The organism is Comamonas sp. F1-6 (assembly GCF_039581415.1).
GTDB classification, from domain to species: Bacteria; Pseudomonadota; Gammaproteobacteria; order Burkholderiales; family Burkholderiaceae_C; genus Comamonas; species Comamonas thiooxydans.
Map to the genome: position 1 here is coordinate 43,515 of NZ_JBCPWN010000026.1, position 24,614 is coordinate 68,128.

Below are 24,614 nucleotides of genomic sequence, written 5' to 3' on the forward strand. Positions count from 1 at the left end.
CTGCAGTGCAAACGATTATGGCAGTGAGAATTTCGCACGCTTATCAATACTTACGCTGATACCGCCCATGAAGTTTCAAGGTTCCGACAAATACGTGGCCACGCAAGATCTGATGCTGGCCGTCAACGCTGCCGCTACCCTGCAGCGCCCTCTGCTCATCAAGGGCGAGCCCGGCACGGGCAAGACCATGCTGGCCGAGGAAGTGGCCCAGGCGCTGGACATGCCGCTGTTGCAGTGGCATATCAAGTCCACCACCAAGGCACAGCAAGGCCTGTATGAGTACGACGCCGTGAGCCGCCTGCGCGATTCGCAGTTGGGAGACGAGCGCGTCAAGGACATTCACAACTACATCGTCAAGGGCGTGCTCTGGCAGGCTTTCACGGCGGAGCGCCCTGTTGCCCTGCTGATCGACGAGATCGACAAGGCCGACATCGAGTTCCCCAACGACTTGCTGCGCGAAATCGATCGCATGGAGTTCTATTGCTACGAGACGCACGAGATGATCCGCGCCAAGCACCGCCCCCTGGTGTTCATCACCTCGAACAACGAAAAAGAGCTTCCTGACGCATTTTTGCGCCGCTGCTTTTTCCACTACATCAAGTTCCCGGATGCCGACACCATGCGCCAGATCGTGAACGTGCATTTCCCAAAGCTGCAGGGTGAGTTGCTGAATGCCGCCATGAAGGTCTTCTACGATGTGCGCAATCTGCCCGGCCTCAAGAAAAAGCCTTCGACCAGCGAGCTGATCGACTGGCTCAAGCTGCTGGTCGCCGAGGAAATTCCTGCATCGGCTCTGCAATCCGAGGAGGGCAAGGTCAGCGTACCGCCCCTGGTTGGCGCGCTGCTCAAGAACGAACAGGATATGAGCCTGTTTGAAAAGCTGGTCTTCATGAACCAGCGCAACCGCTAACCTTCCTTAAGAACCGAGGAGACACAGCCCATGAGCACCGCACAACAACTGCTGCTGGAAGGCGGCTCCGACGCCATCGGCTTTGTGGGCGGAGCCCTGCTGGGCTGGGGCCTGTCCCATGTGCTGGGCCTTGACCTGTTTGCCCAGGGCTATGGTGCGGGCAGCATTGCCGCCATTGCCATGGTGGGGCTGGGCGGAGGCCTGGGGCTCAAGCTGGCCCGACTCTGGCGCAGCAAGCGCAATCCACTTTGAGTGAGCAAGCCATGACTTTTGTAGAACCTGTGACCTTGCGCGACCGCGGCGTGCGACTGGAGCCGCTGGATCTGAGCCATGAGCCTGGACTGGCAGCGGCCGCTGCCGATGGAGAGCTGTGGAAGATTCGAGTGACTTCCGTGCCCGAACCTGGCGAGGTGCGCAGCTATATCGAAACCGCGCTGCTGGGCCGCGACCAGGGCCACCGCTTTGCGTTCGCCGTGCTCGACGATGCCAGCGGCAAGGTGCTGGGAACGACCAGTTATCACGACATCGTGCCAGCCATTCGCCGTGTGGAGATTGGCTACACCTGGTATGCCAAAAGCGTGCAGCGCACCCATGTCAACACTTCGGCCAAGCTGCTGCTGCTGGCCCATGCCTTCGGTACGCTGGGCTGCCATGTGGTGGGCTGGCGCACGGACAACTTCAACTTCGCCAGCCAGCGCGCCATTGAGCGCCTGGGTGCCAAGAAAGATGGCGTGATTCGCGGCCATGCGCTGCGCCGCGACGGCACGATTCGCGACACCGTGATGTACAGCATGCGCAGTGGCGAATGGCCTGAAGCCCGTGCACAGCTGCTCTATCTTCTGGAGCAGCATGCACCCGCTGCATAAGCGCTGGAGACATTTTTCATGCTGATCGACTTCTTCTATACCCTGCGTGCCGCCAAGCTGCCTGTGTCGGTCAAGGAGTTTCTGGCCCTGCTGGAGGCACTGGACGCGGGCATCATCGGCCCCAAGAGCGAGGATCGCTGGAGCCTGGACGACTTCTATCACCTGGGCCGAACCATTCTGGTCAAGGACGAGAAGCACTACGACAAGTACGACCGCGCTTTTTCCGCCTATTTCAAGGGGGTTGAGATGCTGGCCGACTTGACCAAGGAAATTCCGCAGGACTGGTTGCAAAAGCTTCTGGAGCGCGAGCTCAGCCCCGAGGACAAGGCCAAGATCGAAGCCATGGGCTGGGACGAGCTGATGGAGACGCTCAAGAAGCGCCTGGAGGAGCAAAAGGAGCGCCACGAGGGCGGCAACAAATGGATCGGGACGGGCGGCACCAGCCCCTTCGGCCACGGCGGCTACAACCCGGCGGGCATACGCATTGGCGGGCCGGGCCGCAACAAGAGCGCCGTCAAGGTCTGGGAGCAGCGAGCCTACCGCGACTATGACGACACCCAGGAACTGGGCACGCGCAACATCAAGGTCGCGCTGCGCCGCCTGCGCAAGTTTGCGCGCCAGGGCAGCGAACTGGAACTGGATCTGCCGGACACCATCCGCTCCACGGCAGCCAATGCGGGTTATCTCGACATCAAGATGATTCCCGAGCGGCATAACAATGTGAAAGTGCTGCTGCTCATGGACGTGGGCGGTACCATGGACGAGCATATCCAGCGCGTGGAGGAGCTGTTCTCGGCCGTGAAGAGCGAGCTCAAGCATCTGGAGTTCTATTACTTCCACAACTGTGTCTACGACTTCATGTGGAAGAACAACCGCCGCCGCTTTGCCGAAAAATTTCCGACCTGGGACATCATTCGCAAGTACAACAAGGATTACAAGCTGATATTTGTCGGCGACGCGACCATGAGTCCCTATGAAATCCTGCAGCCCGGCGGCTCGGTCGAGTACATGAACGAGGAACCCGGTGCCGAGTGGCTGCAGCGCCTGACGAACGCCTTCCCGCACTTTGCCTGGATCAATCCGGAGCCACAGGGCGTATGGCAGTACCGCCAGAGCATCAGCATCATCCAGCAGTTGATGGGGGACCGCATGTACCCTTTGTCGCTCAAAGGCTTGGAAGACGCCATGCGCATGCTGTCAAAATAGGGGCATGCCCCAGACCTTGCCCTTGAAAAAGCCGGCCTTGAGGCCGGCTTTGCTTTTGGGAGCCGCCTTGCTCCTCAGCGGCTGCAGCCTGCTTTCCCCCAAAGACAAAGAAGCCGAAGCCATGGGCATCGACACCAGTGGTCCCCCCGCCTTCACGCTGGAAGTCGATGCCCCAAAACAAGTCCGTGCGCTGCTGGAGCAGCATCTTGAACTCAAGCGTTTTCGCCACCAGCCCGATCTGCAGCGCCGCGAGCTGACGCGCCTGCTGGGCGCGACCGATGCCAACGTACGCGAGCTGATAGGCACCCTGGGCTATTTCAGCCCCACGGTGACCGTGGAGCTGACCGATACCCCCGAGGAAGAAGCACCGCGCAAAGTGGTGGTCAAGGTCGATCCGGGCCCGCCCACCATCATTGAAAAATCCGAGGTGCGGTTTACCGGCGTCAATGCCAGCGACGAGCTGGGGACTTCTCAGCGCCTGCAGATCGAGGAAACCTGGCCGCTGCAGAGCGGCGAGCAATTCTCGCAATCGGCCTGGAGCAGCGCCAAGAGCGGTGGTCTCAAGGAACTGCAAAAGCGCCGTTATCCGCTGGCCCGCATAGATACCAGTCTGGCCGATGTGGATGCCGACACCAACAAGGCCCAGGTCAGCGTGAGTTACGACCCCGGCCCGGCCTATACATTCGGTCCGCTGCAGATTGATGGTGCCGAGCGCTACGACCCGGTGCGCACGGCCCGTATTGCGCGCCTTCCGGAAGGTCAGGAATATGACTTGCAAAGCATGCTCGATGCGCAGCAGCGCCTGGTCAGCAGCGGCTATTACGACTCGGTATTTCTTTCGCTGGCCGATTCGCCGCAACAGGCCGCTACCGAAGCTGAGCGCGACGAGCAGCGCAAGAATCAGGGTGCTGCCATCACCTCGCCCGTGATTGCCAAGGTGCGCGAGGCCAAGCTGCAGAAATGGGTGTTCGGTGCAGGCCTGAGCACGGACACCGGACCTCGTCTGTCCATCGATCACACTTACAACAAGGTTCCCGGTCTGAACTGGCGCGCCGTCAGCAAGCTGCAGCTGGACAGTAAGAACCCGCTGATCTCCACTCAGTTGGTCGGCCTGCCCGGTGAAGACCTCTGGCGCTGGTTTGCCAGTGGCAAGCTAGAGCGTGCGCCAGCAGGCGACTTCAACACCAATAGTGCGCAGATGCGCTTTGGTCGCTCCAAGGCAGAAGACCGCATAGAGCGCAATTTGTACCTGCAGTACGACTACGCCAAGACCCAGGGAGCAGGTGCTCCGCCCGGCGCCTCCTCGCTGCTGGCCAACTATGGCTGGACGGCCCGCTATTTCGACAACAACCTGCTGCCTACCTCGGGCTTCGGTCTGGCCCTGGAAGCCGGCGCCGGCACCACGCTGACGCCGCAACGCTCGCCGTTCGGGCGCCTCACGGGCCGCTGGCTCAGCCTGATCCCGCTGGGTGAGCGCGATGAGGAAACCAGACGCCACAGCCGCCTGCAGCTCAAGGCAGGAATCGGTGCCGTCATGGCCAAGAAAGATGTGGATCTGCCCACCACCATCATGTTTCTGACAGGCGGTGACAACACGGTGCGCGGCTATGGCTATCAGTCGATTGGCGCACGCACCGACAACGGCCGCGTGATTGCCGGCCGCTATCTGGCCATGGGCAGCGTGGAATGGCAGCGGCCCATCACCATCAAGGGCAACACCCAGGACTTCGAGCACGCCGTCTTCATCGATGCCGGCACCGTTGGCGACGACATCAACCGCCTCTACACCCGCGTCGGTTTTGGCACCGGCATTCGCTGGAAAAGCCCGGTTGGTCCAATTCAAGCAGATCTCGCCTGGGGCGCACAGGAGCAACAGTTGCGCCTGCACCTGCGTCTGGGCTTCACGTTTTAAGCATGGCAGAACAAGACACACACCCTATCGCCAAGACCTTACTCCCCAAGCGCCGCCGCTGGCTACGCGCACTGGGCTGGACTATTGCAGCGACCCTGCTCGCCCTGGTGCTGGCGCTTTGCAGCCTGCTATGGTGGATTGGCAAGGATGACTCCCTCAACCAGACGCTGCAGCGCGTGGCCAGCTGGCTGCCCGCAGACCAGTCCCTGGTCGCCAAAGAGGTCACGGGCAGTGTCAAGAACGGTGGCCACATCGGCTGGCTGCAATGGCAAAGCCCGACCATGAAGGTCGAGGTCAGGGAAGCTCAGATCGGCTGGCAGTTCAGGCCTTTGCTGCTGTCGCGCACACTCAAGCTGGGTGAGGTTCATATTACCGAGTTGCGCATTGCCAGCACCCCGGACCCCGAAAAACCCGCCAGCGAACCGCTGCAGTCGCTGACCCTTCCAGTGAAGATAGAGCTGCCCTTCAAGGTCGATCAGATCATCTGGCAAGGCCCGCCTGAAGCCGTGGTGCAGGACCTTCGCGGTCGCTATGAATACACGGGCACACATCACGAACTCAAAGTCAGCAGTCTGCGCTTTGCCCAGGGCGCCTACCAGGCACAGCTGAAATTGCAGGGCGCCGCCCCCATGTCCTTGCAGGCCGAGGCAACAGGCGATGTGCAAGTGCCCAACCCGCTGGACAAAAGCGCTGACGCCCTCAACACCATAGCCGTGCAGGCCAGGGTGACGGCCGAAGGCACGCTGGCCACCGAAGCGGCCAGGCTGGAGATCAAGGCCAATGCCAGCGCAGAGACCTCCGGCTCAGGCGCAGACACTCAAGCAAAAACAGCTCTCGACCCCAAACTCAAAGGCAACCCGCAGCCCTCAGTCTCGGCGTCCGGGCCAGCAGCAGATACCGCCCCCATGCAGGCGGATGTGGAGGCCAGCATCATGCCCTGGCGCAGCCAGCCGCTGCTGGCAGCCAAGGCCAGACTCCGCAATCTCGATGTCTCGGCCTTCTGGCCTCAAGGACCTCGCACCCTTTTGACCGGCCAATTGCAGGCTGGCCCCGACGAAACGGTAGCTCCAGCTACGAACCTGGAGGCTCAGCCCTGGAACCTGAACACCAGTTTCAGCAACGCGCTGCCCGGCCCCTGGGACCGGCAGCGCCTGCCCGTGACCGAGCTGATGGGCCAAGTCCGTTTCGACGGCCAGCAATGGCAGGTCGACGACTCTCGTATCCAGATCGGCAAGGGCAATATCGCTCTCGGCGGTCAGTTCACTCCGAGCACCCAGTTGTTTGAAGGCCTGGCTGTTGTGGAAAAGCTCAACCCGGCCGATCTCTACAGCACGCTGGAAGCAGCCCCTCTGGAAGGCGAGATCAGCGCCAAGGCTGTGCAAGCCGAACCTGGCAGCGGCGATGCCGCTGCCAGCAAGATAGTGTTTGCCGCCAATCTGCACGCAGCGGGCGGCAAGCGCGACAGCAAGGCGCTGCGCATTCAGACACTGACTGCCAAAGGCCAGTGGCAGGCCCCGCTGCTGCAGCTGGAAAAGCTGCAGATGGAAGCCCTGCAGGCCAGTGTCGAGGCCCGGTCCGTGGAGTTCAATACCGAAACCCAGCAGGCCAAGGCTCGACTCAAGGCTACGGCGCCCGGTGCGCAGCTGAACTTTGACGGGCAGATGAGTCCTGCCAGCGGCACTGTCCAGAGCCAGCTGCAGCTCAGCTCCATGGGCACGCTCACGCAATGGTTGCGCAAGCTGCCGGGCGTCAAGGATCCGCTGGGCGGTGCTCAACTCGATGGCAGCGCAGATTTGCAACTGGCTCTAAAGGGCGGTTGGGAAAATCTGCTCAAGCGCTTGAGCGCCCCCCATGGTGCGGCCATTCCCGCAAGCGGCTTGCAGATTCAGGCCAAGCTGCGCGCCGAGAAGATTCGTTATCTACCTGCCGGCACCGCAGTCGATCAGGGTGCCGTCTTGCCTGCGCTTGCACTGAACATTGACGGCAGCCCCGAAAATGCCAGGATCGGTCTGACCATACAAGCCCAGCAAGCTGGCAAGAGCATACAGATCGACACCGCTTTGCAGGCCGGCCTGACAGGCGGCAAGGCCATGGCACCGCTGGACTGGCAGGCCAGTCTGGAAAAGCTGCAGGCCCAGCTCACACCCGACAAGAACAAGCCCGGCCCCTGGGTGGTGCAGTTGCAAGCCGCTGCGCCCGTGCAGATCAGGCAGCGAACCAGCGGCAGCACGGTGCTGAGCACCGTCTATCAGTTCAGCGCCGGCAAGCTGCAGATCACGCCCCCGAAGTTGGGCATCAGACGTACCAGCAGCGAGCCACTGGCGCCTGTCCAGCTGGCATGGGATGAGGGCTCCGTCACCCGTACCGGCAGCGGCCAATGGGGGCTGCGCAGCGCAGGTCAGGCCCTTGGAGTTCCGCTGGCATGGGTCGATGCATTCAGCCTGGGCGATGACGAGCCACCGCTGGAAGCAGCCGGCATTTCCGGCGACCTGAGCTTCAACGCGCGCTGGAACCTGGACACATTGGGCAAGGATCTCAAGGCCGATCTCACGGTCGAGCGCGCCGCAGGCGATCTGCGTCTGGCAGTGGACGATGGCTCCAGCACTACCGTCATCCAGACTACCGGCCCCACCGCCAAACGCGCCGGCGGGACACGTACGCGCCAGATCGGCGGCGCAGGCATGCGCTCGCGCATCAAGGACGTACGCCTCAACGTACAGGCACAGGGTAGTCAGGTCAACGCCAAGCTACTCTGGGAGAGCGAGCGTGCAGGCAAGCTCAGCGCCGACCTGCGCACCCAGCTCAGCTATCAGCAAGACGGCTGGACGCTGCCCGCCACGGCGCCTCTGTCCGGTCAGTTGCACGCCAATATGCCAGATATGGGGCTGTGGGCCCTTTTTGCGCCACCGGGCTGGCGCATTCAGGGCACGCTGGCGGCGGACGCCAGCATTAGCGGCACCTTGCAGGACCCCAAGTGGCAGGGCGATATCAAGGCCGATGGGCTCAATATCGTGTCTCTGCTCGATGGCGTGGACCTGCGTGACGGCATTCTGCGCGCCAAGCTGCAAGGCACCAGGCTGGACATCACCGAACTGCGCCTCAAGGGCGGAAAGGGTAGTCAGGCGCGCATTCTGGGATATAGCGGCAATCTGACCCGTGCACCCGAAGACGGCGGCCAGCTCACCGGCACGGGATATGCCCAGTTCACACCGCCGGGTACAGGGAGCGAATCAGGCCTGAGCATGAATCTGCAGGCCAAGGCCAGCAAGCTGCAGGTGCTTGTGCGCGCCGACCGTCAGGTCAGCGTCTCCGGCGATCTGCAAGCCAGGCTGGAGCAAGGCCAGTTCACGCTGCGCGGCGACCTGACGGTCGACAGAGCCTCCATCATCCTGCCCGAGGAGTCCGCACCGTCGCTGGACAAGGATGTGGTGGTGCGCTCGGCGGCATCGCGCAAGGCCGAAGAGGAAGAGCGCCAGCGCGCCGAGCAACAGGCCCGCAAGGATCAGGCCCGCGCCACGCCGCGCAAGGTGCCCGACATTCTCGTCAAGCTCGACATGGGCCGTGACTTTGCGCTGCAAGGCTTTGGCATCACCACGCGCCTGTTGGGCCAGCTTGAAGTGCGAGGAGCCAGCTACATCGGCGGCCCGCCCAGCGTGACCGGAGAAATCCGTACCGAGCAAGGCCGCTACCGAGCCTGGGGACAGTCGCTGAATGTGGAAACCGGGCTGATCCGCTTCAATGGCCCCTACAACAACCCCTCGCTGGACATACTGGCGCTGCGCCCGAATATTGCCGTCAAGGCCGGTGTGCAGGTGCTGGGCACGGCCAGTGCGCCACGCGTGCTGCTGTACTCTGATCCGGCCCTGCCCGACGCGGAAAAGCTCTCCTGGGTAGTCATGGGCCGCGATCCCGCCTCCGGCGGGGCCAGCAGCGCCCTGCTTCAGCAGGCCGCCATGGCCTTGCTGGCTGGTGGCAACAGCTCCAGCGGCAAGATTGCTGGCAGCCTGGGGCTCGATGAAGTCGGCTTCAAGGGCGGCGGGGACGGCACGGATGCAGCGGGCGCTGCGCTGACCATGGGCAAGCGTATCTCGGACAAGCTCTATCTGACCTACGAGCAGAGCCTGTCGGGAGCCATGGGCATCATCTACATCTTCTACGACCTGTCGCGCAGCGTCACCTTGCGCGCCCAGACCGGCATGACCAGCGCCATGGACATCGTCTATACCGTTCGCAAGGACTAAGCATGAAAACTGCCTTCATCCCCTTGCTGGCATGCGACAGAAGCCATCAATCCTGCCATGCCACGCAACCGCACTGCGCTTGAGCACGCCGCGGGCAAGCTCATACTCCGCATCCAGCAGGAATGAATGCAGGAACTGGGTGGGCCTGCGGCCGCAGACAGCGAGCAAGTCATGAACCGCGCTCATGACTTGCTTGTGGCCGCGTCGGCCAGTCGGTTCGACCAGGGGCTGCTGCAGCAGTCGATTGAAGAATTTCTGGGCAGGGAATGGCTACGCAGGCATCCTGGCGTGCAGCCATTCGTCAATGATCTGGCGGCGCTGGTGCAGCCCTGATCCACCGCTTCATCCATGCAGGCCGCCCACGCCTGCAGCCCGGCCCTATTTGACGTAGGAACGCAGCACCTTCACGACCAGCTCCAGGTCCTGCTCACGCTGCTCTGCCGTCGCGGCCTCGGCGCCCAGATGCTCGCGCACATGGCCTTCTAGCAGCTCCAGCATCAAACCATTGACGGCCCCGCGCACAGCCGCCAGTTGCTGCAGCACCACGGCACATTCCTGCCCCTCTTCCAGAGCTCGCTCAAGGGCCTGCGTCTGCCCCTTGATGCGGCGAATGCGCGCGAGCAGTGGTTTTTGATTCGAAACGGTATGCGACATAAGCAGGAATTGTAGTCCTCCTGCCGGCATGGAAAATATACTGGGGTAGAGTATATGAAAACAAGCCAACCATGACCTCATACACCGCCTCCCCCCTTACCCGGCAACACTCCCACAACTTTGACCAAGGCAATCCGCTGGGCGAAAAAAACGCCAAGCTGGCCATGCTGCTGACGCTGGCCATGATGGTGCTGGAAATCACCGCCGGCTATTACTTCAATTCCATGGCCCTGCTGGCAGACGGCTGGCATATGAGTTCACATGCGCTGGCGCTGGGCCTGTCCGTCAGCGCCTATGCCGCTGCGCGCAAGCTGGCCAATGACAGACGTTTCAGCTTCGGTACCTGGAAGATAGAAATCCTGGCGGGCTACACCAGCGCCATCTGCCTGCTGCTGGTTGCAGGCCTGATGGCCTTTGAATCCGTACAACGCCTGCTCTCGCCTGCCGCCATTCACTATCAGCAAGCCATAGGCGTGGCAACTCTTGGCTTGCTGGTCAACCTGGCCTGTGCCTGGCTGCTCAAGGACGGGCACCACCATCACCACGGCCATGAGCACCACCACGACCATCACCATAGACACGACCATGCACATGGCGACCTGAACCTGCGCTCCGCCTATCTGCACGTAATTGCAGACGCAGCCACATCAGTCATGGCCATCGCAGCGTTGCTGGGCGGCATGCTCCTGGGCCTTGCCTGGCTGGATTCGGTCATGGGCCTGGTCGGCTCCGTGATGGTGGCAATGTGGGCCTTGGGCTTGCTGCGCGATAGCAGCCGCGTGTTGCTCGATGCCGAAATGGATGCCCCCGTCGTGCAAGAGGTACGTGATGCCATCGCGCAAGGTCCGCAACCCGTCACCATCACCGACCTGCATGTCTGGCGCGTGGGCAAGAACCACTATGCCTGCATCATCGCAGTCGAGGGCGCAGCCACTGTCACACCCGACTACATCCGCCAGTTGCTGTCGGTACACGAAGAACTCACCCACGTCTCTGTCGAAGTCAACAGTACAGAGCTGACATAAATAAGTCGGTTGGAATCCGCAGGCTGGCAACACGGGTAGAATCCAGCGTCCCTCCCCGTAGTTCAATGGATAGAACGGTCGCCTCCTAAGCGACAGATACAGGTTCGATTCCTGTCGGGGGGACCAGTAACTCATTGAGTTTCAATGGCTGTTGATGGAAATGGGACACAAGTGGGACATTTCCTCCCGCTTCGACTCTCATGCTTTGACAAACGCAGGCCGATCTCTGATCGGGGCTGCGTTTTTTTTCGTCCTAACTACTGGCCCAGCTCTACCAGCCGTGCCGCCATGAATTGGCGCTTGCATATGGCCTCGATATAAAAAAGATAGCGTTTGCTCACACAGTAATGCGCGGAATATACTGTACGCACATACAGTATCTGTTAGGTAGTTATGGCGGCAAAGAACTCAGCAAATGAGCAATTTCAGAATGAGATTGATGATGTGAGCGCATCTGTTCAGGCGCTTTGCGAACTGCTGGCCGCTGCTCAGAACGCCAAGGTAAGCGCAGCCTGCGTGCATGCAATCCTCAAGCCCATGGCCCGCAGGCTGGATGTCGTCGCAAGCACTGCGGCAGATGCGCGGCTTGCGCTTAAAACCTCGTAATTTCCCGTAATACAAAATACGACACAAATGCCATGCATTGCGTGCATTGGCGCGGCTTAGGGGTGGGTCGACCCTGTAGTAATTTGCGCCCCACGAAGCGGGCAGGCGCGGCGGGGGCGTCATGGCGCGCCACGGGTTGAAGGTACACCTAATCAAAAAGTCACCCAAAAATAGCTTTGCTTAGATTGAGCGGTATCGGCCACAAGCTGCCTACTGCTATTCTGGTCACAGGAGGACTAAGAATGAAGAAGCAAATTCGACAAATAGCTATTGCCGCGGGCGACGTTGCACAGCGGGTCGGTGAGACTGGAAAGTCTGTTGCTGTGGCTGCATCAAGCACTTCTGGCGAAGTTGCACGCACTGCAGCCTCCGGTCTTCAAAGGAGGTTTACCACCGCAAGATCAAGCGTTGCTGATGCTACGAACGTGGTCAGTAAGACTGCACGAGCAGCAGGTGAGCGGATTGGTGACAAGCTCAGTTCGGCCGGAGAAGCAAGCAAATCTCTTGCAGTTGCCGCTTCACATACCTCGGGCGATGTTGCGCGCGCTGCCGCAGCTAGCTTGCAGAGCGGGCTGAACGCAGCCAAAGCAACTGCGGCTGATGCGACGCATTCGGCGGGAAAGGTAGTCCGAGCCGCGAGTGACGTTGCAGGTGCGGTTGGTGCAAGTGCGGTCCGCACGGCGTCGACTGTTGGTACAACGCTGCTCGATCAAAATGGCGACGGACAACTAGACCAGACGGATGTGAAGATTGCTACAGAGAAAACTGTCGCGGCAGTCAAGGCCGTTGCGGCCGAGGTAGCGTCTTCCAACCTCGCGAAGGATGCTGCGACAGGAGCAGCAATCGGTGCTGCGATTGCCATTCCAATCCCACTCGTGGGTACTATCGCCGGTGCCACAGTGGGCGCAACAGTTGGTGTGATAGCAAGTCTTCGCAAGAAGAAGTGAATACCTAGCCGAGCGGAGCGACGCCCTGGCCGGCACCCGGCAAGGGCCAGTGGTAAGGAGTCGGGAAGCGCCCAGAGCAGTCGTCCAACAGGTGCAGTGCCATAAGATGTAAAGATGTCGAAGCCTCGTCCTATCCAGTTCCGAGCCATCCACGACAAAAATCGGTGGAGACACTCGAGTCATCAGACCGAAAAGCACGCCTTCGTGGGCAGTTCTTCGACAGACACACGCAGCGCTCGTGCACTGTTTGAGCATCGGAACAACGCGATTAACTACAACCAGGAAGGCGAGCCGAGATTCGTCGTGGTATGGGATCCAAAGGCTGACGTCGGTACGATCGTGCGGCCGGATTCGAGTAAATCCGATGGTTTGCTCCGTGCGTCCATCACCATGGAGGACATTGAACGATTCGAGCAGGAAGGTCCTCCCTCAGATGCAGAACTCGAACGCTATTTCGTACCGGATGCAGTCAGTATTTCACGTGCTGATTTCCACGATCTTGACGGCGTTAACGAGGACTTCAACCAAAGGTTGGCGGTGTCGCTGCAAAGCAGCGCTGCTGACAGGAAGCGAAGACTTGCACGTGCCGATCCGGTTCCACCCAGAGTTGAAGTCCGCACCAGCGTATTCGTTCGCAACACTGATGTGATCGTAGAAGTTCTAGAACGCGCTGCAGGCGTGTGTGAAGGTTGCCAAAAGCCCGCGCCGTTTGTACGTGCATCGAACGGCACCCCGTACTTGGAGGTCCACCACCGTGTCCACCTGGCCCACGGCGGGCCGGATACAGTCGCAAATGCTCTAGCGCTATGCCCTAACTGCCATCGACAACAGCATTTTGGCAAGTGGGTCGGGTATTAGCGCAGGGAAAGTTAGGTCCCAAACTTTGGTACGACGACTCATGATCCTAAGCTGTCCCGTCCAAAGGACTACCATCGGCAAAAACTGCAAATAGCTGGACCCGCTACTTGAGGCCTAGTTCGTGCGGCAAGAACCTCACAACATCCAGCCCAGCCCACTCGTTGAATGTCTCAAACAGCCCCTGCAGCGGGACTATTTCATTCGCGTGGAACACCTCCAGGGACTGGCTGGCATTGCCGAAACCGCCTGTGTTGTTGGGGATGATGCCCAGCAGTCCAGGCGGAACACGATGCGCGGCCAGCACATCGTCCTTGCTCGCGTTCTTGATCGCGCTGAAATCATCCTTGGCCGCAATCTCGCTGACGGGAATCAACTTGAGGCCTTCGGGCTTACCGCCTGGAGCGTGGACAAACAGATTGCGGAAGTTGCCCGGCCCCTTTGACCTGCGCAGCTGCTCGCGCAGCTTCTCCACATCGCTATTGCTCACTGCGCTGTCGCTCAGGTACATGATGAAACCGGCGTGGCTGCCGTTCTCGTAATAGCGGCGCCGGAAGACCGTGGCCGACTCATTCAGCAGTGCCGACTGCAACGCGCTCAGATACTCGGGCAGGCCGTACAGCTCCTGATTGATGTCAGGCTCGCGCAGATGGAATACGGAGCCCGGCACGAACTCATGTTCTTCGCGCCAGTTGGGCACGTAGAAATAGCGCTTCTCCTGGCCCCGGCGCATGTACCGGCTCAGCGAATGTTCAAAACGCATGGTGCGGCCGGACAGCGCGCGGCGGGCTTCAAGGTATCCATTGCCGAACACTAGAAAGTCCGTGGCCCAGGCCTTGAAGGTTTCGCGCGACATCATCGGATGCGGGACAAAGCTCGCCGTCAGCAGATTGCGTTTCAGGTAGATCGCAGAGCTGTGATGCGGCGATGCCCTGAAAGCATCGGCCAGCCCATCGAGCGGAAACGGCGGCTCATACCAGCGGCCGTTAAACATTGCTTCCACATAGTCCAGCAGTCGCAGGCGGCTGACCGGCTCGGGGTCTCCGAAGGTGAAAACCTCTACCTGCCCTCCCTGTGTTTCAGCTTTGGCCATGGGGGTGGGATTCTTTTTGGTCATTCGTAAACCTCTACAGATGAGCTGCCGCCGTGGACATCCCCGGCGAGTGATTCGTTATCCAGTGCGTGCATGACCGCCCAGGCCAGATCGGCGTGGCCGATGTCGTCCGAGCGGCCGGACTGATAGGTGACATGGCGCTGGCTAGGCGTGAGCACCTTCTTGATGGCCATGAACGCGGCGGCCACATCGGTGCAATCAGCGTCCATTTCCAGGCGGCCCTTGCTGATGACCTGCTTGGCCTTGAGCACCAGTCGCGCCTTGAGCGCCAAGTCATAGTGATAGGCGCGCGCCTGCGGATAGAACTTGATGACGTTCTGATAGACGCCCTGGCCCAAGCCCGTGGTGTCGATGCCCATGAACGTCACGTTGTATTGCACGGTGATGCTGCGGATGTACTCAGCCTGGGCCTCAAAGTCAGCGCCCCGGAACTGCTGGCGGTGCAACAGACGGAACTTGCCGCCCGGCACCTTGGGCGGTGCAATCACCACCAGGGCGGCCGTGTCGCCAGTAAACGAGGGGTCATAGCCAACCCAGACCGGCTGCCACGCAAATGGGCGCATGGCGAGAGGCTTGAAGTCGTCGGCCCATGCCTCCCACGAATCCACCATGCACGCCTGCATCATCTGCAGCGTGAACTGTGAATTGCTGTCGTCGATGAATTCGCAGCGGAAGAGATTGGCAAACTCGTCGTCCGGGTACTCGTCCAGCAGCTCGGGCAGATCAAACAGATTGCAGCCCAGGCGCAGCGCATCATCGATGGTCACAATGTGGCGGAATCGACCATCTGCACAGCGCAGGCCGTTGGCCAGCGCCTTGTGGCTCAGGTCAATCTGCACATGCTTGGCTTTGTCTCGCCCCCGGTTGCGGTCCTCGCCGGTCCAGAACGAATAGGCCTCATGACTCTTTGCCGATGGCGTGCTGAAATAGGTCTTGCGCCAGTGCTTGTGCGTGGCCATGGCGCTGGCCACCTTATTGAGTTCTTTGAAATTGCCTGTCCAAAAGAACTCATCGAAATAGAAGTCGCCGCTGCGGCCCTGGGCCGTCTTGGCATTGGTGCCCAAGAAATGCAGCTCGGCGCCATTCCATAGCACCATGGGATCGCCGCCCAGGTCTACCCCCACTTCATTGGCAAAAGCCACCATGTAGTTTTTGAACTGGTGCGCCTGGGCCTTGGATGCGGACAGAAAAATCTGATTGCGCCCTTCGAGCACCGCACGAATCAAGGCTTCGCGGGCAAAGTAGAAGGTTGCCCCAATCTGGCGCGACTTGAGCAGAATGCGCGTGCGCTCCTTCTGGGCCTCAAACCATCGGTTTTGATACCCAAAGTTTCCCGCGTGGAATATCTCAAGCAGCTGCTCTGTCTGCTCGGGCGTGAACTCGTTGCGCTTGGGTTTGCGCTTGGGGGCGGCGTTGCGGCGGGCAATGTTGGGGTTTAGGTCCCCTTCCTTGCCGGTTTCTTGGTAGCGCTCCACCCGTGCGGTGCGCTCCAGCTGGCGGCCAAGCAGGTCGATTTCCTTGAAGTCGCCGCCTGTCTTCTCGTCCTTCATGATGAGCTGCACCATGCGCAGCTCAAGCGCTCCGTTCACGCGATCGAGCGGCGTGAACTTGTCCCACTCTTCCGCATCGCGCCAGCCGTAAAGCGTGGTTGCCGGAACGCCCAGCTTTTCCGCTATCAGCTTGGGCCGCCAGCCCTGCCAATACAGATACCGCGCCACCTGTTTGGGCTGCGAGCTATTGGCCAGCACGGCCGCCTGCATGGCGCAGCCCTGCTCCTGAGCCTGGGCAAGCACGAGCGCACCGAAATCAGCGTCCTTTTTTTTGGCGGCTTTGGCCTGTGGCTGCTCGCCTGCAGCAAAGGGGGCGCAGTCCTCCCCGGTCGGTTTCTTTCGTGCCATGGCAGGCAGTTTTCCGGGCGGGCACCAACTAAACCAGCACGCGATTACGTCCACCGCGCCGCCACAACGACACCCGCGTGACGCGGCGCAGGCCGCTGGACACCATGAGAACTCACCGCTAACTCATCGCCGGACACCGGCAAACCCATCAGCGAGGCTCATCCATCCATGTCCAAGAAATCCCGCTTCTTCCGCGTCGCCGTCGAAGGCGCCACCTCTGACGGCCGCACCATCGACCGTGACTGGCTGCTGCAGATCGCCAAGCACTACAACCCCAAGGTGTACGGCGCCCGAGTCAACATGGAGCACATCCGCGGCTATGGCCCTAACAGCGACTTCCGCGCCTATGGCGATGTGCTGGCCGTCAAGACCGAAGAGGTGGACATCGGCGGCCAGAAAAAGCTGGCCCTGCTCGCCCAGATCGATGCCACCGATGAACTGGTCGAGCTGAACAAGCGCCGCCAGAAGCTCTACACCTCGATCGAGGTCCGCCCAAGCTTTGCCGATAGCGGCGAGGCCTATCTCGTCGGTCTGGCCGTCACCGACAACCCCGCCAGCCTAGGCACCGAAATGCTGGAGTTCGCTGCCAAGAACCCGGACGCCAACCCCTTCAAGCACCGCAAGGAACAACCCGACGATGTGTTTTCCGTGGCCGAGCCCCTGGCTCTGGAGCTGGAAGATGAAAGCGCCGGCATCGTTGCCAGCTTCAAGGCCAGCATTGCCGCCGCCGTGGCCAAGTTCACCGGCAAGGAAGTCACCGACGACGCCCGTTTTGCGGCTGTGGCTGATGGCTTTGGCCAGCTGGGCGACAACTTCTCCAAGCATGTCCAGGCCGCACAAGCCTCCCAGGCCAAGACAGACCAATCGCTGCAAGCCATGAGCGCGGACATCGACAAGCTCAAGCAGCAGTTCGCCAAGCTGGACAACACCGAAGCCCCCAACCGCCGCCCCGTGGCCAGCGGTGGCGCCGGTCAGCAGCAAGCCGACTACTAAGCAACCTCGCCCCATTCCGTCCCACTTCAAGGAACCTTTCATGCGTAACGACAGCCGCCAAAGCTATAACCAATATCTCGCCCGCGTAGCCCAACTGAATGGCGTCAATGTCTCCGACACTGACAAAGCCTTTGCCGTAGCCCCCAGCGTCCAGCAGAAGCTGGAAGATGCGGTCCAGGAGTCCAGTGCTTTCCTGGGCAAAATCAACATCATTGCCGTGGACGAGCTGCAGGGCGAAAAACTCGGCCTGTCTCTGTCCGGCCCCATTGCCAGCCGCACCAACACCGCCAACAAGGACCGCCAGACCCGCGACCTGACCAACATCGGCGCACGCGGCTTCCAGTGCGAGAAAACCGACTACGACTCGCACCTGACTTACGCCAAGATCGACTCTTGGGCAAAGTTCCCCGACTTCCAGGTCCGTGTGGCACGCATGCTGGCCCAGCGTCAAGCACTGGACCGCATGTGCATCGGCTTCAACGGTGTGGCCATCGCGCCGGACACCGACCTTGCGGCCAACCCCTTGCTGCAGGATGTGAATAAGGGTTGGCTTCAGAAGATGCGTGAAGAAGCGCCCGAGCGCGTCATGCACGAAGGCAAGGTAGCTGGCAAAGTGGTCATCGGCCCTACTGGCGACTTCAAGAATTTGGACGCTGCGGTCTTTGACGCCCGCCAACTGCTGGACCCCTGGCACCGCAACAACCCCAATCTGGTTTGCATCTTGGGTTCCAAGCTGCTGCACGACAAGTATTTCCCACTGGTCAACACCACCCAGGCGCCCAGCGAAACCCTGGCGGCCGACATCATCATCAGCCAGAAGCGCGTGGGCGGCCTGCAGGCTGTGCAAGTGCCGTTCTTCCCTGAGAACGGACTGTTCATCACCACTCTGGACAACCTGTCCGTGTACTGGCAGCGCGGCGGCCGTCGTCGCTACATCGTGGAGAACCCCAAGCGCAACCGCGTGGAGGACTACCAGTCCAGCAATGACGCCTACGTGGTGGAAGACACCGGCCAGGGTGCCGTGATCGAGAGCATCGAAATCGTCGAGGCCTAAGTCCAGCCGGGCCGCCGTCAGTCCGCATCAGGCGGCGGCCTCTCTCCGCAACTACCGGAAAACGCATCATGCAACTCACTCCCGCACAGCGTCACCGCGCCCGCGTGCTGGCTGCGAAGGCCCAGGCCGAAAGTCCGTTCGGCATTGAGGTCCAGGGCAGCGAATACGAGCTGATGATGGCCAAGCTGGCCACCGACAAGCGCACGCTCAAAAACATGGAATCGGTACAGCTCAAGCGCCAAGCCAAGGCCGCCATGCTGCCCGACTACCTGCCCTGGATCGAGGGCGCCTTGACCAACGGCCGAGGCGCTAAGGATTTGGTCCTCACCACCACCATGGTCTGGGCCATTGACGCCGGGGCTTACGGCCTGGCATTGCGCATGGCCGCCTATGCCGTTCAGCACAACCTGCCCCTACCCGACCAGTACCACCGCAGCACGGCCGCCCTGCTCATGGATGAGTTCGCCGGTGCCTACCTGGGCGGCCAGTGGAACCCCATCAAGCCAGACGCCAGCGGCATGGTGCCCGACGACACCCACCCGGCCGAGCACCTGACGGCCGTGGATGGAATCACGCAAAGCCTGGACGCCCCCGACCAAGCCCGCGCCAAGCTCTACAAGGCTACGGCCTATGCCATGTTGGGCAAGGTCCAGACCGCCGAGGAACCCGCGCTGGACGACATCCCCCAGGAAACCCTGGGCGGCGTCCAGGCGCTGCTGGCCCAGGCGCTCAAGCTGGACGCACAGAGCGGCGTCAAAAAGGACATGGAGCGCATCGAGCGCAAGCTGCGCGCCCTGGCGACAGCACCCCAGACCGATGGCGCGGCGGCACCCTCAGCACCAGCAGCTGCAACTGCCTCTGCTGCCCCTGCACCACGCAAGCGAGCTACCCCGGCCAAGCCTGCAGCCAAAGGCAAGCGCTAAACCCACCGAGCACAGCCCCCGTGCTGGGCGGCTCGCAGGGCCGCGCGAAGGCTTCGGCCTACCGCAACGCCCTGCGACCACCGCCCACTACGTTGGCACAACACCAGCCCAGCAGCATGACCATGATTGCCAACGCGCCGCCCATCATCGTGACCGACCCGCCCAGCAAGCCGCCCATCACGGGCGTGCTGGATGCTGGCAGCTTCTGGCCTCACATCGACCTAGCCAAGCTACGCGACAGCGTGGACGTGGACGGCTCCGTGACTGCTGCCCGCCTCACCCACGCAGCCGCCAACGCCCTGGCCAGCGTCATAAAAGACCTGAGCAATTGGGCTGCCGCGCAAGCTGCTGCCGGGTTCGATGCGCTTTCCTCTGTCCCGGCCATCGCCATCAACGGCACCAGCGTCAACGTGCTGTGCTTTGAGCGTGCTGTCTACGCCTATGCAAAGGCCGATCTGATCGAGCGCTATGCCGGCGCAGACGCCACCGGCCGCACCGAGCCCGGCGATGAGCGCCGCGAGCTGCAAGCCAGTGACTACCGTGCGGACGCCTTGCGCGCCGTGCGCGACATCCTGGGCGTGGCCCGCATGGAATCGGAGCTGATCTAGCCATGACCATCACCGTCCAGGCACAGCAGGGGGACACCGTGGACATGCTTTGTCTGCGCCACCTGGGCACCACTGCAGGGGTGACAGAAGCCACCTATGCATTGAACCCAGGCCTTGCCGCGCTTGGTCCCGTTCTGCCACTGGGTCGGCGGGTCATCCTGCCCGACCCGCCAACTGCCCCCACCGCACCGAAAACCATTTCCCTGTGGGACTGACGCCTGCTCAACCTAACCACTTCACTGCCATGTCTGAACCCACCTCTGCTGTCGGCACCTTCGCGGGCTACAAGCTCGCCCTCTTCTCCCTGCCGGTCATCGCCAGCCTCATCGCCTTCTGGCTGGGCCTGCGTTTCGTGCCGCTTCGCAGCACCGACCCGCGCGGCGACCTGCTCAATCGCGTCCTGGCCTGTTTGATCAGCGGCTTTGTGCTCGGCGTGCCTGCGCTGGTACTTCTCATGCAGCACTGGCCGGGCGTCTTTGAGGCTGGGATGCGACTCGCCACCATGGCCGCCGTGCCATCCATTGCGGGCTTCTTCATCATCACGGGCTGCGTGCTGGTGGTCTGCTCCATCCCTGGCCCGTGGATCGTCGCGGGCGTCTTCCTCTGGCTCAAGCGCAGCGAAGGCCAGACCATCACCGAAATGGCAGACCAGTTGCGTGGCGACCTTGCGGGCCACGGCGCAGCAGGCCGCAAGGGAGGTGCCGAATGAGCGCCGTTACCTACATCAATGAATTAATCGAGCGCGAGGGCTGCTACGTCAACGACCCCAAGGACTCGGGCGGGGAAACCAAATTCGGCATCACCTTGGCCACGGCTCGCGCCTATGGCTACACCGGCCCCATGCGTGACCTGCCTCACGCCACGGCGCAAACCATCTACCTGCGCCGCTATTGGGTAGAGCCTAAGTTTCATCTGGTCGATGAGGTTTACCCGGCGCTTGCGGAATGCCTGCTGGACTTCGGCGTCCTGGCCGGTCAGAAGACTGCCGCAGCTCAGTTGCAGCGGGCGCTGAATGTGCTCAACCGCCAGCAGGCCGACTATGACGACCTGGAAGATGATGGGCGAATCGGCACCATCACCCTGGCGGCCCTGCGTGCCTTCCTCAAGAAGCGCGGACGTGAAGGCGGCGGCGTGCTCTTTGGTATGGTCGTTGCCCGTCAGTCCGTGTACTTGCAGGAGCTGGCCGAGCGCCGGCCCAAAGATGAGGCCTTTCAATACGGCTGGCAGCTCAATCGTGCCCTGGGTGAATTCCTGGGCGGCAAACCATTCCTGCCAGCATGAAGCCCGCCAGCATCATGACCACCCTCACCCGGCTGGTCGCCCCCATCGCCCTGCTGCTCCTGCTCTACGCCGTGGACCAGCGCGCGGAGGAACGGGGCATGCAAAAAGCCCAGGCCCAGCACAGCGCCGCCGCTGTCCAGCGCCTGGAGTTCTCCATCGAGCGCAGCGGCCAACTGGCTGGGCAGCTCGGCCAGATTCTGGACCGCAACCAACTGGATAAAGCTGATGCAAAGATTGCCTTTGACCGCCTTGACTCTGACCTGCGCAGTGGCGCTTTGCGCCTGTCAGTCCGCACCGCCACCCAGCCGGGAGGCAATCACAGTGCCGCCACTGGGCCTGTCCAAGCGAGAGCCGACATTGACCCAGCGGATGCTGCAGCTCTTGTCCGCATCACCGAAGACGGCGACAACGCAATCAGAGACCTCAACACCTGCATTGACGGATACGCCCAAGTAATGCGCCAAGCCAACGGAGGCCAGCCATGAAAAAACCGCAATCCCTGCGCAACTTCATTGCCGGTGCCATCCCTGAGCTGCAGACCGACCCGCAGCGGCTCAAGATGTTTGTGGAGTCCGGCAACATCGTGGCGCGCAGCGGTGAAACGCTTTCCTTTGAATACCGTTTCACGGTGCGCCTCATCATGCTGGACTTCGCGGGCAATATGGACCTGTTCGCCGTCCCCATCCTGGCCTGGCTCAGCATCTACCAACCGGACCTGCTGCAGAACAAGGAAAGGGCAGCCAAGGGTCTGCGCTTTGATGTGGAAGTCCTGGCCAACGACAAAGTGGACCTTGTGATCGAAGTGGACTTGACCGAGGCAGTCATCGTCAAGGAAGACAAGGACGAGCAAGGCCGCCAGCGCCTGACTGCAGAACACAAGGGCGAGATTTACAGCCCCAAGCCCTACGCAAGCGGCGACTACAGCCTTTACCTGGGCGACAAAATCGGCGCAGAGTGGCACCAGACACAAGGGATTGACTGATGGCCGACGCCCTGGAGCAGCTTGCGCAGTGGGCCACGCCGCTGCTGCAGCGCATGGAGCCAGCAGGCCGCAAGGCGGCCATGCTGGAGGTGGCCAGCTATCTGCGTAAGAGTCAGGCCCAGCGCATCGCTGACCAGCGCAACCCGGACGGCTCCCCCTATGAGCCACGCCGCCCGCGTGAGCAGTTGGCCAAGCGCCAGGGCGCTATACGTGGGCAGATGTTCATGGGTCTGCGCAAGGCTCGCAACCTGCAGCGCAAAGCCACTGCAGACATGGCCAGCGTGGCCATGAATCCCCGCGTTTCTTATGTGGCCCGCGTCCATCACTTCGGCCTGCGCGACAAGGTGGACCGCCGCGACCGCAACAGCCCTGTGGTGAAGTATGCAAGGCGCGAGCTGCTGGGTTGCACGTCAGTTGACATTCAGGAAATCGAGGAAATTCTGCTACGGCATGCGAGCTTGCGCTAATTGACCGCAAGCATCCTACAACGTCTATGGCAGAAAGCCCAAGTGCTACATCCAAGGGCTATTGTGAAATGTAGAGAGAGAGCATTGCAAACTGACTTGAGCGAATGTCGAATGAGTCACCAGTGCGGGAGCGAGCGAAAACATGAATCTAAAGCAAAGGTTTGAGTTCATTCGCAGCTCCTTCCATAACGCCCCCTATTCAATGCTTTGGGCAGCCGGAGCACTTGTAATCTCAATGGCAGCAATATGTGCAGCCACCCTCTATCAAAGCCGCCTGGACACTACGACGCATGCCATTGAAACATCGCGAAATATGGCTCTATTCGCAGAAAATGATGTTGCTCGAAACATAGAGCTCTACGACCTATCACTGCAGGCCGTAGTCGATGGGATGAACGACCCCGAGCTGATGAGAGCCCCGCCTCGCCTGCGAGCAATCGCCCTATTTGACCGAGCTGCTAGCGCAACACACCTGGGATCTTTTGTTGTACTGGACACACAAGGAAACGTCGCGCTTGATGCCAGGGAAGAATTCCCGAAAAGTGCCAATTTTTCATCCCGGGACTTCTTCATCGCCCACAAGACAAATCCAGCCGCAGGGCTATACATTGGCGACCCCTACGTATCAAAACGGCATGGTGACGCTATGAGCATCCCGCTCAGTCGTCGCATTTCTCATGCAGATGGCACTTTTGCAGGAGTAGTTTTGATAGATCTCCAGCTTGAGTATTTCAAGCAGCTATTTTCTGGCCTGTCGCTCGGCAAGAAGGGATCGGTTGCGCTGATCAGGAAAGATGGCGTGATGATGATGCGGCAGCCCTTCAACGCCAAAGTGATAGGGCGCAGCATTCGCGACGCGAGCACATTCAAAAGGTTTATGTCGGGACCAGAAGGAAGCTTTTCAGATAAGTCGTTCCTTGATGGAACGGAACGCTTGTACTACTTCAGGAACCCTCCCGAGTTGCCGTTCATCATCATGGTTGCAAGAGCCCAATCCGATATTTATGAGTCGTGGTGGGAGCGCGCACTGATCATCGCTAGCCTGATGGCAGTACTCTCTGCATCATTCATTGGTCTGGCCAGGGCTTTTGTGCTTCAACTCAACCAGAGGATTCGTGCGGAATCGGAACTGGCGCTACTGGCTCGTACCGATGGATTGACTGGGTTGAATAATCGCCGCAGGTTCGATGAAATGCTGGACCAAGAGTGGATTCGAGCTAGGCGAAACACACTCATTTTTTCTGTCTTATTCGTCGACATTGACAGATTCAAGATCTATAACGACACATATGGTCACCAAGCTGGAGATGACGTAATAGCAAAGGTCGCAAAGTGCATTAGTGACAGCATTCACCGGCCTGGAGACATCGCAGCTCGTTATGGAGGTGAAGAGTTCATTGTGGCTCTACCGAACACCGACATTGAGGGAGCCTCAAATATTGCCGAAACTATCCGCGCCGCAGTTCTCCAACTAGAGATTGAGAACGTGGGCAGTGAGGTCGGTAATGTCAGCGTCAGCATTGGCTGCGCAACGTGGGACCCAAGACACGATACGGATGTAGCGTCTGTAATTCATTCTGCTGATGAAGCTCTATACAAAGCCAAGACGACAGGCCGAAACAAGGTTGTGGTTTTCTCAAAAAGCTCCACGCAAAGAATTGAGAACTCTCTGAAAGCGATTGAGAACCCGGTTAGCTTTGAGGTGTAGAAGTTGCTGCGCGGTCGTCTCATTGACCTGCTAATGCCACTCTCTCACTGCCCGCCCTAAATCGGGCTTGCGTCCACATCGTCGCCACACTGCCCGCCGCTCGCGCGCCCGCGTGCTGCCCGGCACAGTCGGCTGCATGAATTCTGATCCGGCCCTCGCCATTGGCGATATGCAGCGCTTGCTGCACAACATGATCCGCGTGGGGAGCATCCATTCCGTGGACCACGGCGGCCCTGGCAAGCCCGCTCTTGTGCGCGTATCCCTGGGCGAGCTGGTCACGGACTGGCGCCCCTATCACGAGGCCCGCGCAGGCGGCACCACCACATGGAACCCGCCCACCGTGGGCGAACAGGCCACCGTGCTG

Annotated in this window: 26 protein-coding genes and 1 tRNA gene; 24 read left to right on the forward strand and 3 right to left on the reverse strand. The window is 60.7% G+C overall.

Going from position 1 to position 24,614, the window contains the following annotated elements; all coding sequences use genetic code 11:
• The first annotated feature begins 67 nt into the window (after positions 1-67).
• The 7 genes from AAIL66_RS20970 (at position 68) to AAIL66_RS21000 (ending at position 9,468) form a co-directional block, all read left to right on the forward strand.
• Complete coding sequence (locus AAIL66_RS20970) at positions 68-910, forward strand: MoxR family ATPase (RefSeq protein WP_003071243.1); 843 nt, start codon at positions 68-70, stop codon at positions 908-910.
• A 30-nt stretch (positions 911-940) separates the two neighbouring features.
• Positions 941-1,162, forward strand: a complete 222-nt coding sequence (locus AAIL66_RS20975) for a hypothetical protein (protein WP_003071240.1) — start codon at positions 941-943, stop codon at positions 1,160-1,162.
• 11 nt (positions 1,163-1,173) lie between these two features.
• Complete coding sequence (locus AAIL66_RS20980; RefSeq protein WP_034353868.1) at positions 1,174-1,776, forward strand: GNAT family protein; 603 nt, start codon at positions 1,174-1,176, stop codon at positions 1,774-1,776.
• 18 nt (positions 1,777-1,794) lie between these two features.
• Entirely contained in the window at positions 1,795-2,982 is a 1,188-nt protein-coding gene (locus tag AAIL66_RS20985) for a VWA domain-containing protein (RefSeq protein WP_003071236.1), read from the forward strand.
• Positions 2,983-3,103: 121 nt separating this feature from the next.
• Positions 3,104-4,894, forward strand: coding sequence for a BamA/TamA family outer membrane protein (locus AAIL66_RS20990; RefSeq protein ID WP_080746072.1), 1,791 nt, complete (start codon positions 3,104-3,106; stop codon positions 4,892-4,894).
• 2 nt (positions 4,895-4,896) lie between these two features.
• Complete coding sequence (locus AAIL66_RS20995) at positions 4,897-9,135, forward strand: translocation/assembly module TamB domain-containing protein (protein WP_343497657.1); 4,239 nt, start codon at positions 4,897-4,899, stop codon at positions 9,133-9,135.
• 126 nt (positions 9,136-9,261) lie between these two features.
• Positions 9,262-9,468, forward strand: coding sequence for a hypothetical protein (locus tag AAIL66_RS21000; RefSeq protein WP_343497658.1), 207 nt, complete (start codon positions 9,262-9,264; stop codon positions 9,466-9,468).
• A gap of 45 nt (positions 9,469-9,513) precedes the next feature.
• On the opposite strand, the gene AAIL66_RS21005 is transcribed toward AAIL66_RS21000, so the two are convergent.
• On the reverse strand, positions 9,514-9,789 hold the full coding sequence (locus tag AAIL66_RS21005) for a metal/formaldehyde-sensitive transcriptional repressor (RefSeq protein WP_003071225.1): 276 nt from the start codon (positions 9,787-9,789) through the stop codon (positions 9,514-9,516).
• A gap of 71 nt (positions 9,790-9,860) precedes the next feature.
• Here AAIL66_RS21005 and dmeF point away from each other — a divergent pair, with 71 nt between their 5' ends.
• From dmeF to AAIL66_RS21030, 5 genes are all read left to right on the forward strand, one after another.
• On the forward strand, positions 9,861-10,814 hold the full coding sequence (gene dmeF, locus AAIL66_RS21010) for a CDF family Co(II)/Ni(II) efflux transporter DmeF (protein WP_343497659.1): 954 nt from the start codon (positions 9,861-9,863) through the stop codon (positions 10,812-10,814).
• A 51-nt stretch (positions 10,815-10,865) separates the two neighbouring features.
• Positions 10,866-10,940: transfer RNA gene (locus AAIL66_RS21015), tRNA-Arg, on the forward strand.
• A gap of 267 nt (positions 10,941-11,207) precedes the next feature.
• Positions 11,208-11,420, forward strand: coding sequence for a hypothetical protein (locus AAIL66_RS21020; protein ID WP_343497660.1), 213 nt, complete (start codon positions 11,208-11,210; stop codon positions 11,418-11,420).
• Between the two features lie 242 nt (positions 11,421-11,662).
• Positions 11,663-12,367, forward strand: coding sequence for a hypothetical protein (locus AAIL66_RS21025; protein ID WP_343497661.1), 705 nt, complete (start codon positions 11,663-11,665; stop codon positions 12,365-12,367).
• A 114-nt stretch (positions 12,368-12,481) separates the two neighbouring features.
• Entirely contained in the window at positions 12,482-13,225 is a 744-nt protein-coding gene (locus AAIL66_RS21030) for an HNH endonuclease signature motif containing protein (protein WP_343497662.1), read from the forward strand.
• Positions 13,226-13,328: 103 nt separating this feature from the next.
• Here AAIL66_RS21030 and AAIL66_RS21035 read toward each other — a convergent pair whose 3' ends face one another.
• Positions 13,329-14,339 (reverse strand): phage portal protein, encoded by a 1,011-nt coding sequence (locus tag AAIL66_RS21035; protein ID WP_343497663.1) that lies wholly within the window; start codon positions 14,337-14,339, stop codon positions 13,329-13,331.
• A complete protein-coding gene (locus tag AAIL66_RS21040; RefSeq protein WP_343497664.1) occupies positions 14,336-16,234 on the reverse strand; it encodes a terminase family protein in 1,899 nt (632 codons plus the stop codon). Before AAIL66_RS21040 ends, AAIL66_RS21035 begins: the two co-directional genes overlap by 4 nt.
• Positions 16,235-16,402: 168 nt before the next feature.
• Here AAIL66_RS21040 and AAIL66_RS21045 point away from each other — a divergent pair, with 168 nt between their 5' ends.
• The 12 genes from AAIL66_RS21045 to AAIL66_RS21100 all read left to right on the forward strand — a co-directional run.
• Positions 16,403-17,227: a GPO family capsid scaffolding protein gene (locus AAIL66_RS21045; RefSeq protein ID WP_343497665.1), complete on the forward strand. Its 825-nt coding sequence runs from the start codon at positions 16,403-16,405 to the stop codon at positions 17,225-17,227.
• A 40-nt stretch (positions 17,228-17,267) separates the two neighbouring features.
• The gene (locus AAIL66_RS21050) at positions 17,268-18,281 is read left to right on the forward strand and encodes a phage major capsid protein, P2 family (protein ID WP_343497666.1); all 1,014 of its coding nucleotides are present in this window, start codon (positions 17,268-17,270) and stop codon (positions 18,279-18,281) included.
• 68 nt (positions 18,282-18,349) lie between these two features.
• On the forward strand, positions 18,350-19,204 hold the full coding sequence (gene gpM, locus AAIL66_RS21055; protein ID WP_343497667.1) for a phage terminase small subunit: 855 nt from the start codon (positions 18,350-18,352) through the stop codon (positions 19,202-19,204).
• Between the two features lie 20 nt (positions 19,205-19,224).
• A complete protein-coding gene (locus AAIL66_RS21060; protein ID WP_343497668.1) occupies positions 19,225-19,812 on the forward strand; it encodes a head completion/stabilization protein in 588 nt (195 codons plus the stop codon).
• Positions 19,813-19,820: 8 nt separating this feature from the next.
• A complete protein-coding gene (locus AAIL66_RS21065) occupies positions 19,821-20,027 on the forward strand; it encodes a tail protein X (protein WP_231905963.1) in 207 nt (68 codons plus the stop codon).
• A gap of 29 nt (positions 20,028-20,056) precedes the next feature.
• A complete protein-coding gene (locus tag AAIL66_RS21070) occupies positions 20,057-20,521 on the forward strand; it encodes a hypothetical protein (RefSeq protein WP_343497669.1) in 465 nt (154 codons plus the stop codon).
• Positions 20,518-21,093 (forward strand): glycosyl hydrolase 108 family protein, encoded by a 576-nt coding sequence (locus AAIL66_RS21075; protein ID WP_343497670.1) that lies wholly within the window; start codon positions 20,518-20,520, stop codon positions 21,091-21,093. Before AAIL66_RS21070 ends, AAIL66_RS21075 begins: the two co-directional genes overlap by 4 nt.
• Positions 21,094-21,107: 14 nt before the next feature.
• On the forward strand, positions 21,108-21,578 hold the full coding sequence (locus AAIL66_RS21080) for a lysis system i-spanin subunit Rz (RefSeq protein ID WP_343497671.1): 471 nt from the start codon (positions 21,108-21,110) through the stop codon (positions 21,576-21,578).
• Positions 21,575-22,075 carry a phage tail protein gene (locus tag AAIL66_RS21085; RefSeq protein ID WP_343497672.1) on the forward strand — a complete coding sequence of 167 codons (501 nt, stop codon included), beginning with the start codon at positions 21,575-21,577 and terminating at the stop codon, positions 22,073-22,075. Before AAIL66_RS21080 ends, AAIL66_RS21085 begins: the two co-directional genes overlap by 4 nt.
• On the forward strand, positions 22,075-22,542 hold the full coding sequence (locus tag AAIL66_RS21090) for a phage virion morphogenesis protein (RefSeq protein WP_343497673.1): 468 nt from the start codon (positions 22,075-22,077) through the stop codon (positions 22,540-22,542). Before AAIL66_RS21085 ends, AAIL66_RS21090 begins: the two co-directional genes overlap by 1 nt.
• Positions 22,543-22,684: 142 nt before the next feature.
• The gene (locus tag AAIL66_RS21095; protein ID WP_343497674.1) at positions 22,685-24,250 is read left to right on the forward strand and encodes a sensor domain-containing diguanylate cyclase; all 1,566 of its coding nucleotides are present in this window, start codon (positions 22,685-22,687) and stop codon (positions 24,248-24,250) included.
• A gap of 136 nt (positions 24,251-24,386) precedes the next feature.
• A partial coding sequence (locus AAIL66_RS21100) for a phage baseplate assembly protein V (RefSeq protein WP_343497675.1) occupies positions 24,387-24,614 on the forward strand: 228 nt, incomplete at its 3' end.

What these genes read in the sequence shown, in the direction of transcription:
- AAIL66_RS21000 (WP_343497658.1), top strand. Translation starts at nt 9,262, where the DNA reads ATGCAGGAACTGGGTGGGCCTGCGGCCGCAGACAGCGAGCAAGTCATG.
- dmeF (WP_343497659.1), top strand. Translation starts at nt 9,861, where the DNA reads ATGACCTCATACACCGCCTCCCCCCTTACCCGGCAACACTCCCACAAC.
- gpM (WP_343497667.1), top strand. Translation starts at nt 18,350, where the DNA reads ATGCAACTCACTCCCGCACAGCGTCACCGCGCCCGCGTGCTGGCTGCG.
- AAIL66_RS20985 (WP_003071236.1), top strand. Translation starts at nt 1,795, where the DNA reads ATGCTGATCGACTTCTTCTATACCCTGCGTGCCGCCAAGCTGCCTGTG.
- AAIL66_RS21090 (WP_343497673.1), top strand. Translation starts at nt 22,075, where the DNA reads ATGGCCGACGCCCTGGAGCAGCTTGCGCAGTGGGCCACGCCGCTGCTG.
- AAIL66_RS21070 (WP_343497669.1), top strand. Translation starts at nt 20,057, where the DNA reads ATGTCTGAACCCACCTCTGCTGTCGGCACCTTCGCGGGCTACAAGCTC.
- AAIL66_RS21095 (WP_343497674.1), top strand. Translation starts at nt 22,685, where the DNA reads ATGAATCTAAAGCAAAGGTTTGAGTTCATTCGCAGCTCCTTCCATAAC.
- AAIL66_RS21080 (WP_343497671.1), top strand. Translation starts at nt 21,108, where the DNA reads ATGACCACCCTCACCCGGCTGGTCGCCCCCATCGCCCTGCTGCTCCTG.
- AAIL66_RS20990 (WP_080746072.1), top strand. Translation starts at nt 3,104, where the DNA reads ATGGGCATCGACACCAGTGGTCCCCCCGCCTTCACGCTGGAAGTCGAT.
- AAIL66_RS20980 (WP_034353868.1), top strand. Translation starts at nt 1,174, where the DNA reads ATGACTTTTGTAGAACCTGTGACCTTGCGCGACCGCGGCGTGCGACTG.
- AAIL66_RS20995 (WP_343497657.1), top strand. Translation starts at nt 4,897, where the DNA reads ATGGCAGAACAAGACACACACCCTATCGCCAAGACCTTACTCCCCAAG.
- AAIL66_RS21030 (WP_343497662.1), top strand. Translation starts at nt 12,482, where the DNA reads ATGTCGAAGCCTCGTCCTATCCAGTTCCGAGCCATCCACGACAAAAAT.
- AAIL66_RS21025 (WP_343497661.1), top strand. Translation starts at nt 11,663, where the DNA reads ATGAAGAAGCAAATTCGACAAATAGCTATTGCCGCGGGCGACGTTGCA.
- AAIL66_RS21085 (WP_343497672.1), top strand. Translation starts at nt 21,575, where the DNA reads ATGAAAAAACCGCAATCCCTGCGCAACTTCATTGCCGGTGCCATCCCT.
- AAIL66_RS21040 (WP_343497664.1), bottom strand. Translation starts at nt 16,234, where the DNA reads ATGGCACGAAAGAAACCGACCGGGGAGGACTGCGCCCCCTTTGCTGCA.
- AAIL66_RS20975 (WP_003071240.1), top strand. Translation starts at nt 941, where the DNA reads ATGAGCACCGCACAACAACTGCTGCTGGAAGGCGGCTCCGACGCCATC.
- AAIL66_RS20970 (WP_003071243.1), top strand. Translation starts at nt 68, where the DNA reads ATGAAGTTTCAAGGTTCCGACAAATACGTGGCCACGCAAGATCTGATG.
- AAIL66_RS21045 (WP_343497665.1), top strand. Translation starts at nt 16,403, where the DNA reads ATGTCCAAGAAATCCCGCTTCTTCCGCGTCGCCGTCGAAGGCGCCACC.
- AAIL66_RS21050 (WP_343497666.1), top strand. Translation starts at nt 17,268, where the DNA reads ATGCGTAACGACAGCCGCCAAAGCTATAACCAATATCTCGCCCGCGTA.
- AAIL66_RS21075 (WP_343497670.1), top strand. Translation starts at nt 20,518, where the DNA reads ATGAGCGCCGTTACCTACATCAATGAATTAATCGAGCGCGAGGGCTGC.
- AAIL66_RS21020 (WP_343497660.1), top strand. Translation starts at nt 11,208, where the DNA reads ATGGCGGCAAAGAACTCAGCAAATGAGCAATTTCAGAATGAGATTGAT.
- AAIL66_RS21005 (WP_003071225.1), bottom strand. Translation starts at nt 9,789, where the DNA reads ATGTCGCATACCGTTTCGAATCAAAAACCACTGCTCGCGCGCATTCGC.
- AAIL66_RS21035 (WP_343497663.1), bottom strand. Translation starts at nt 14,339, where the DNA reads ATGACCAAAAAGAATCCCACCCCCATGGCCAAAGCTGAAACACAGGGA.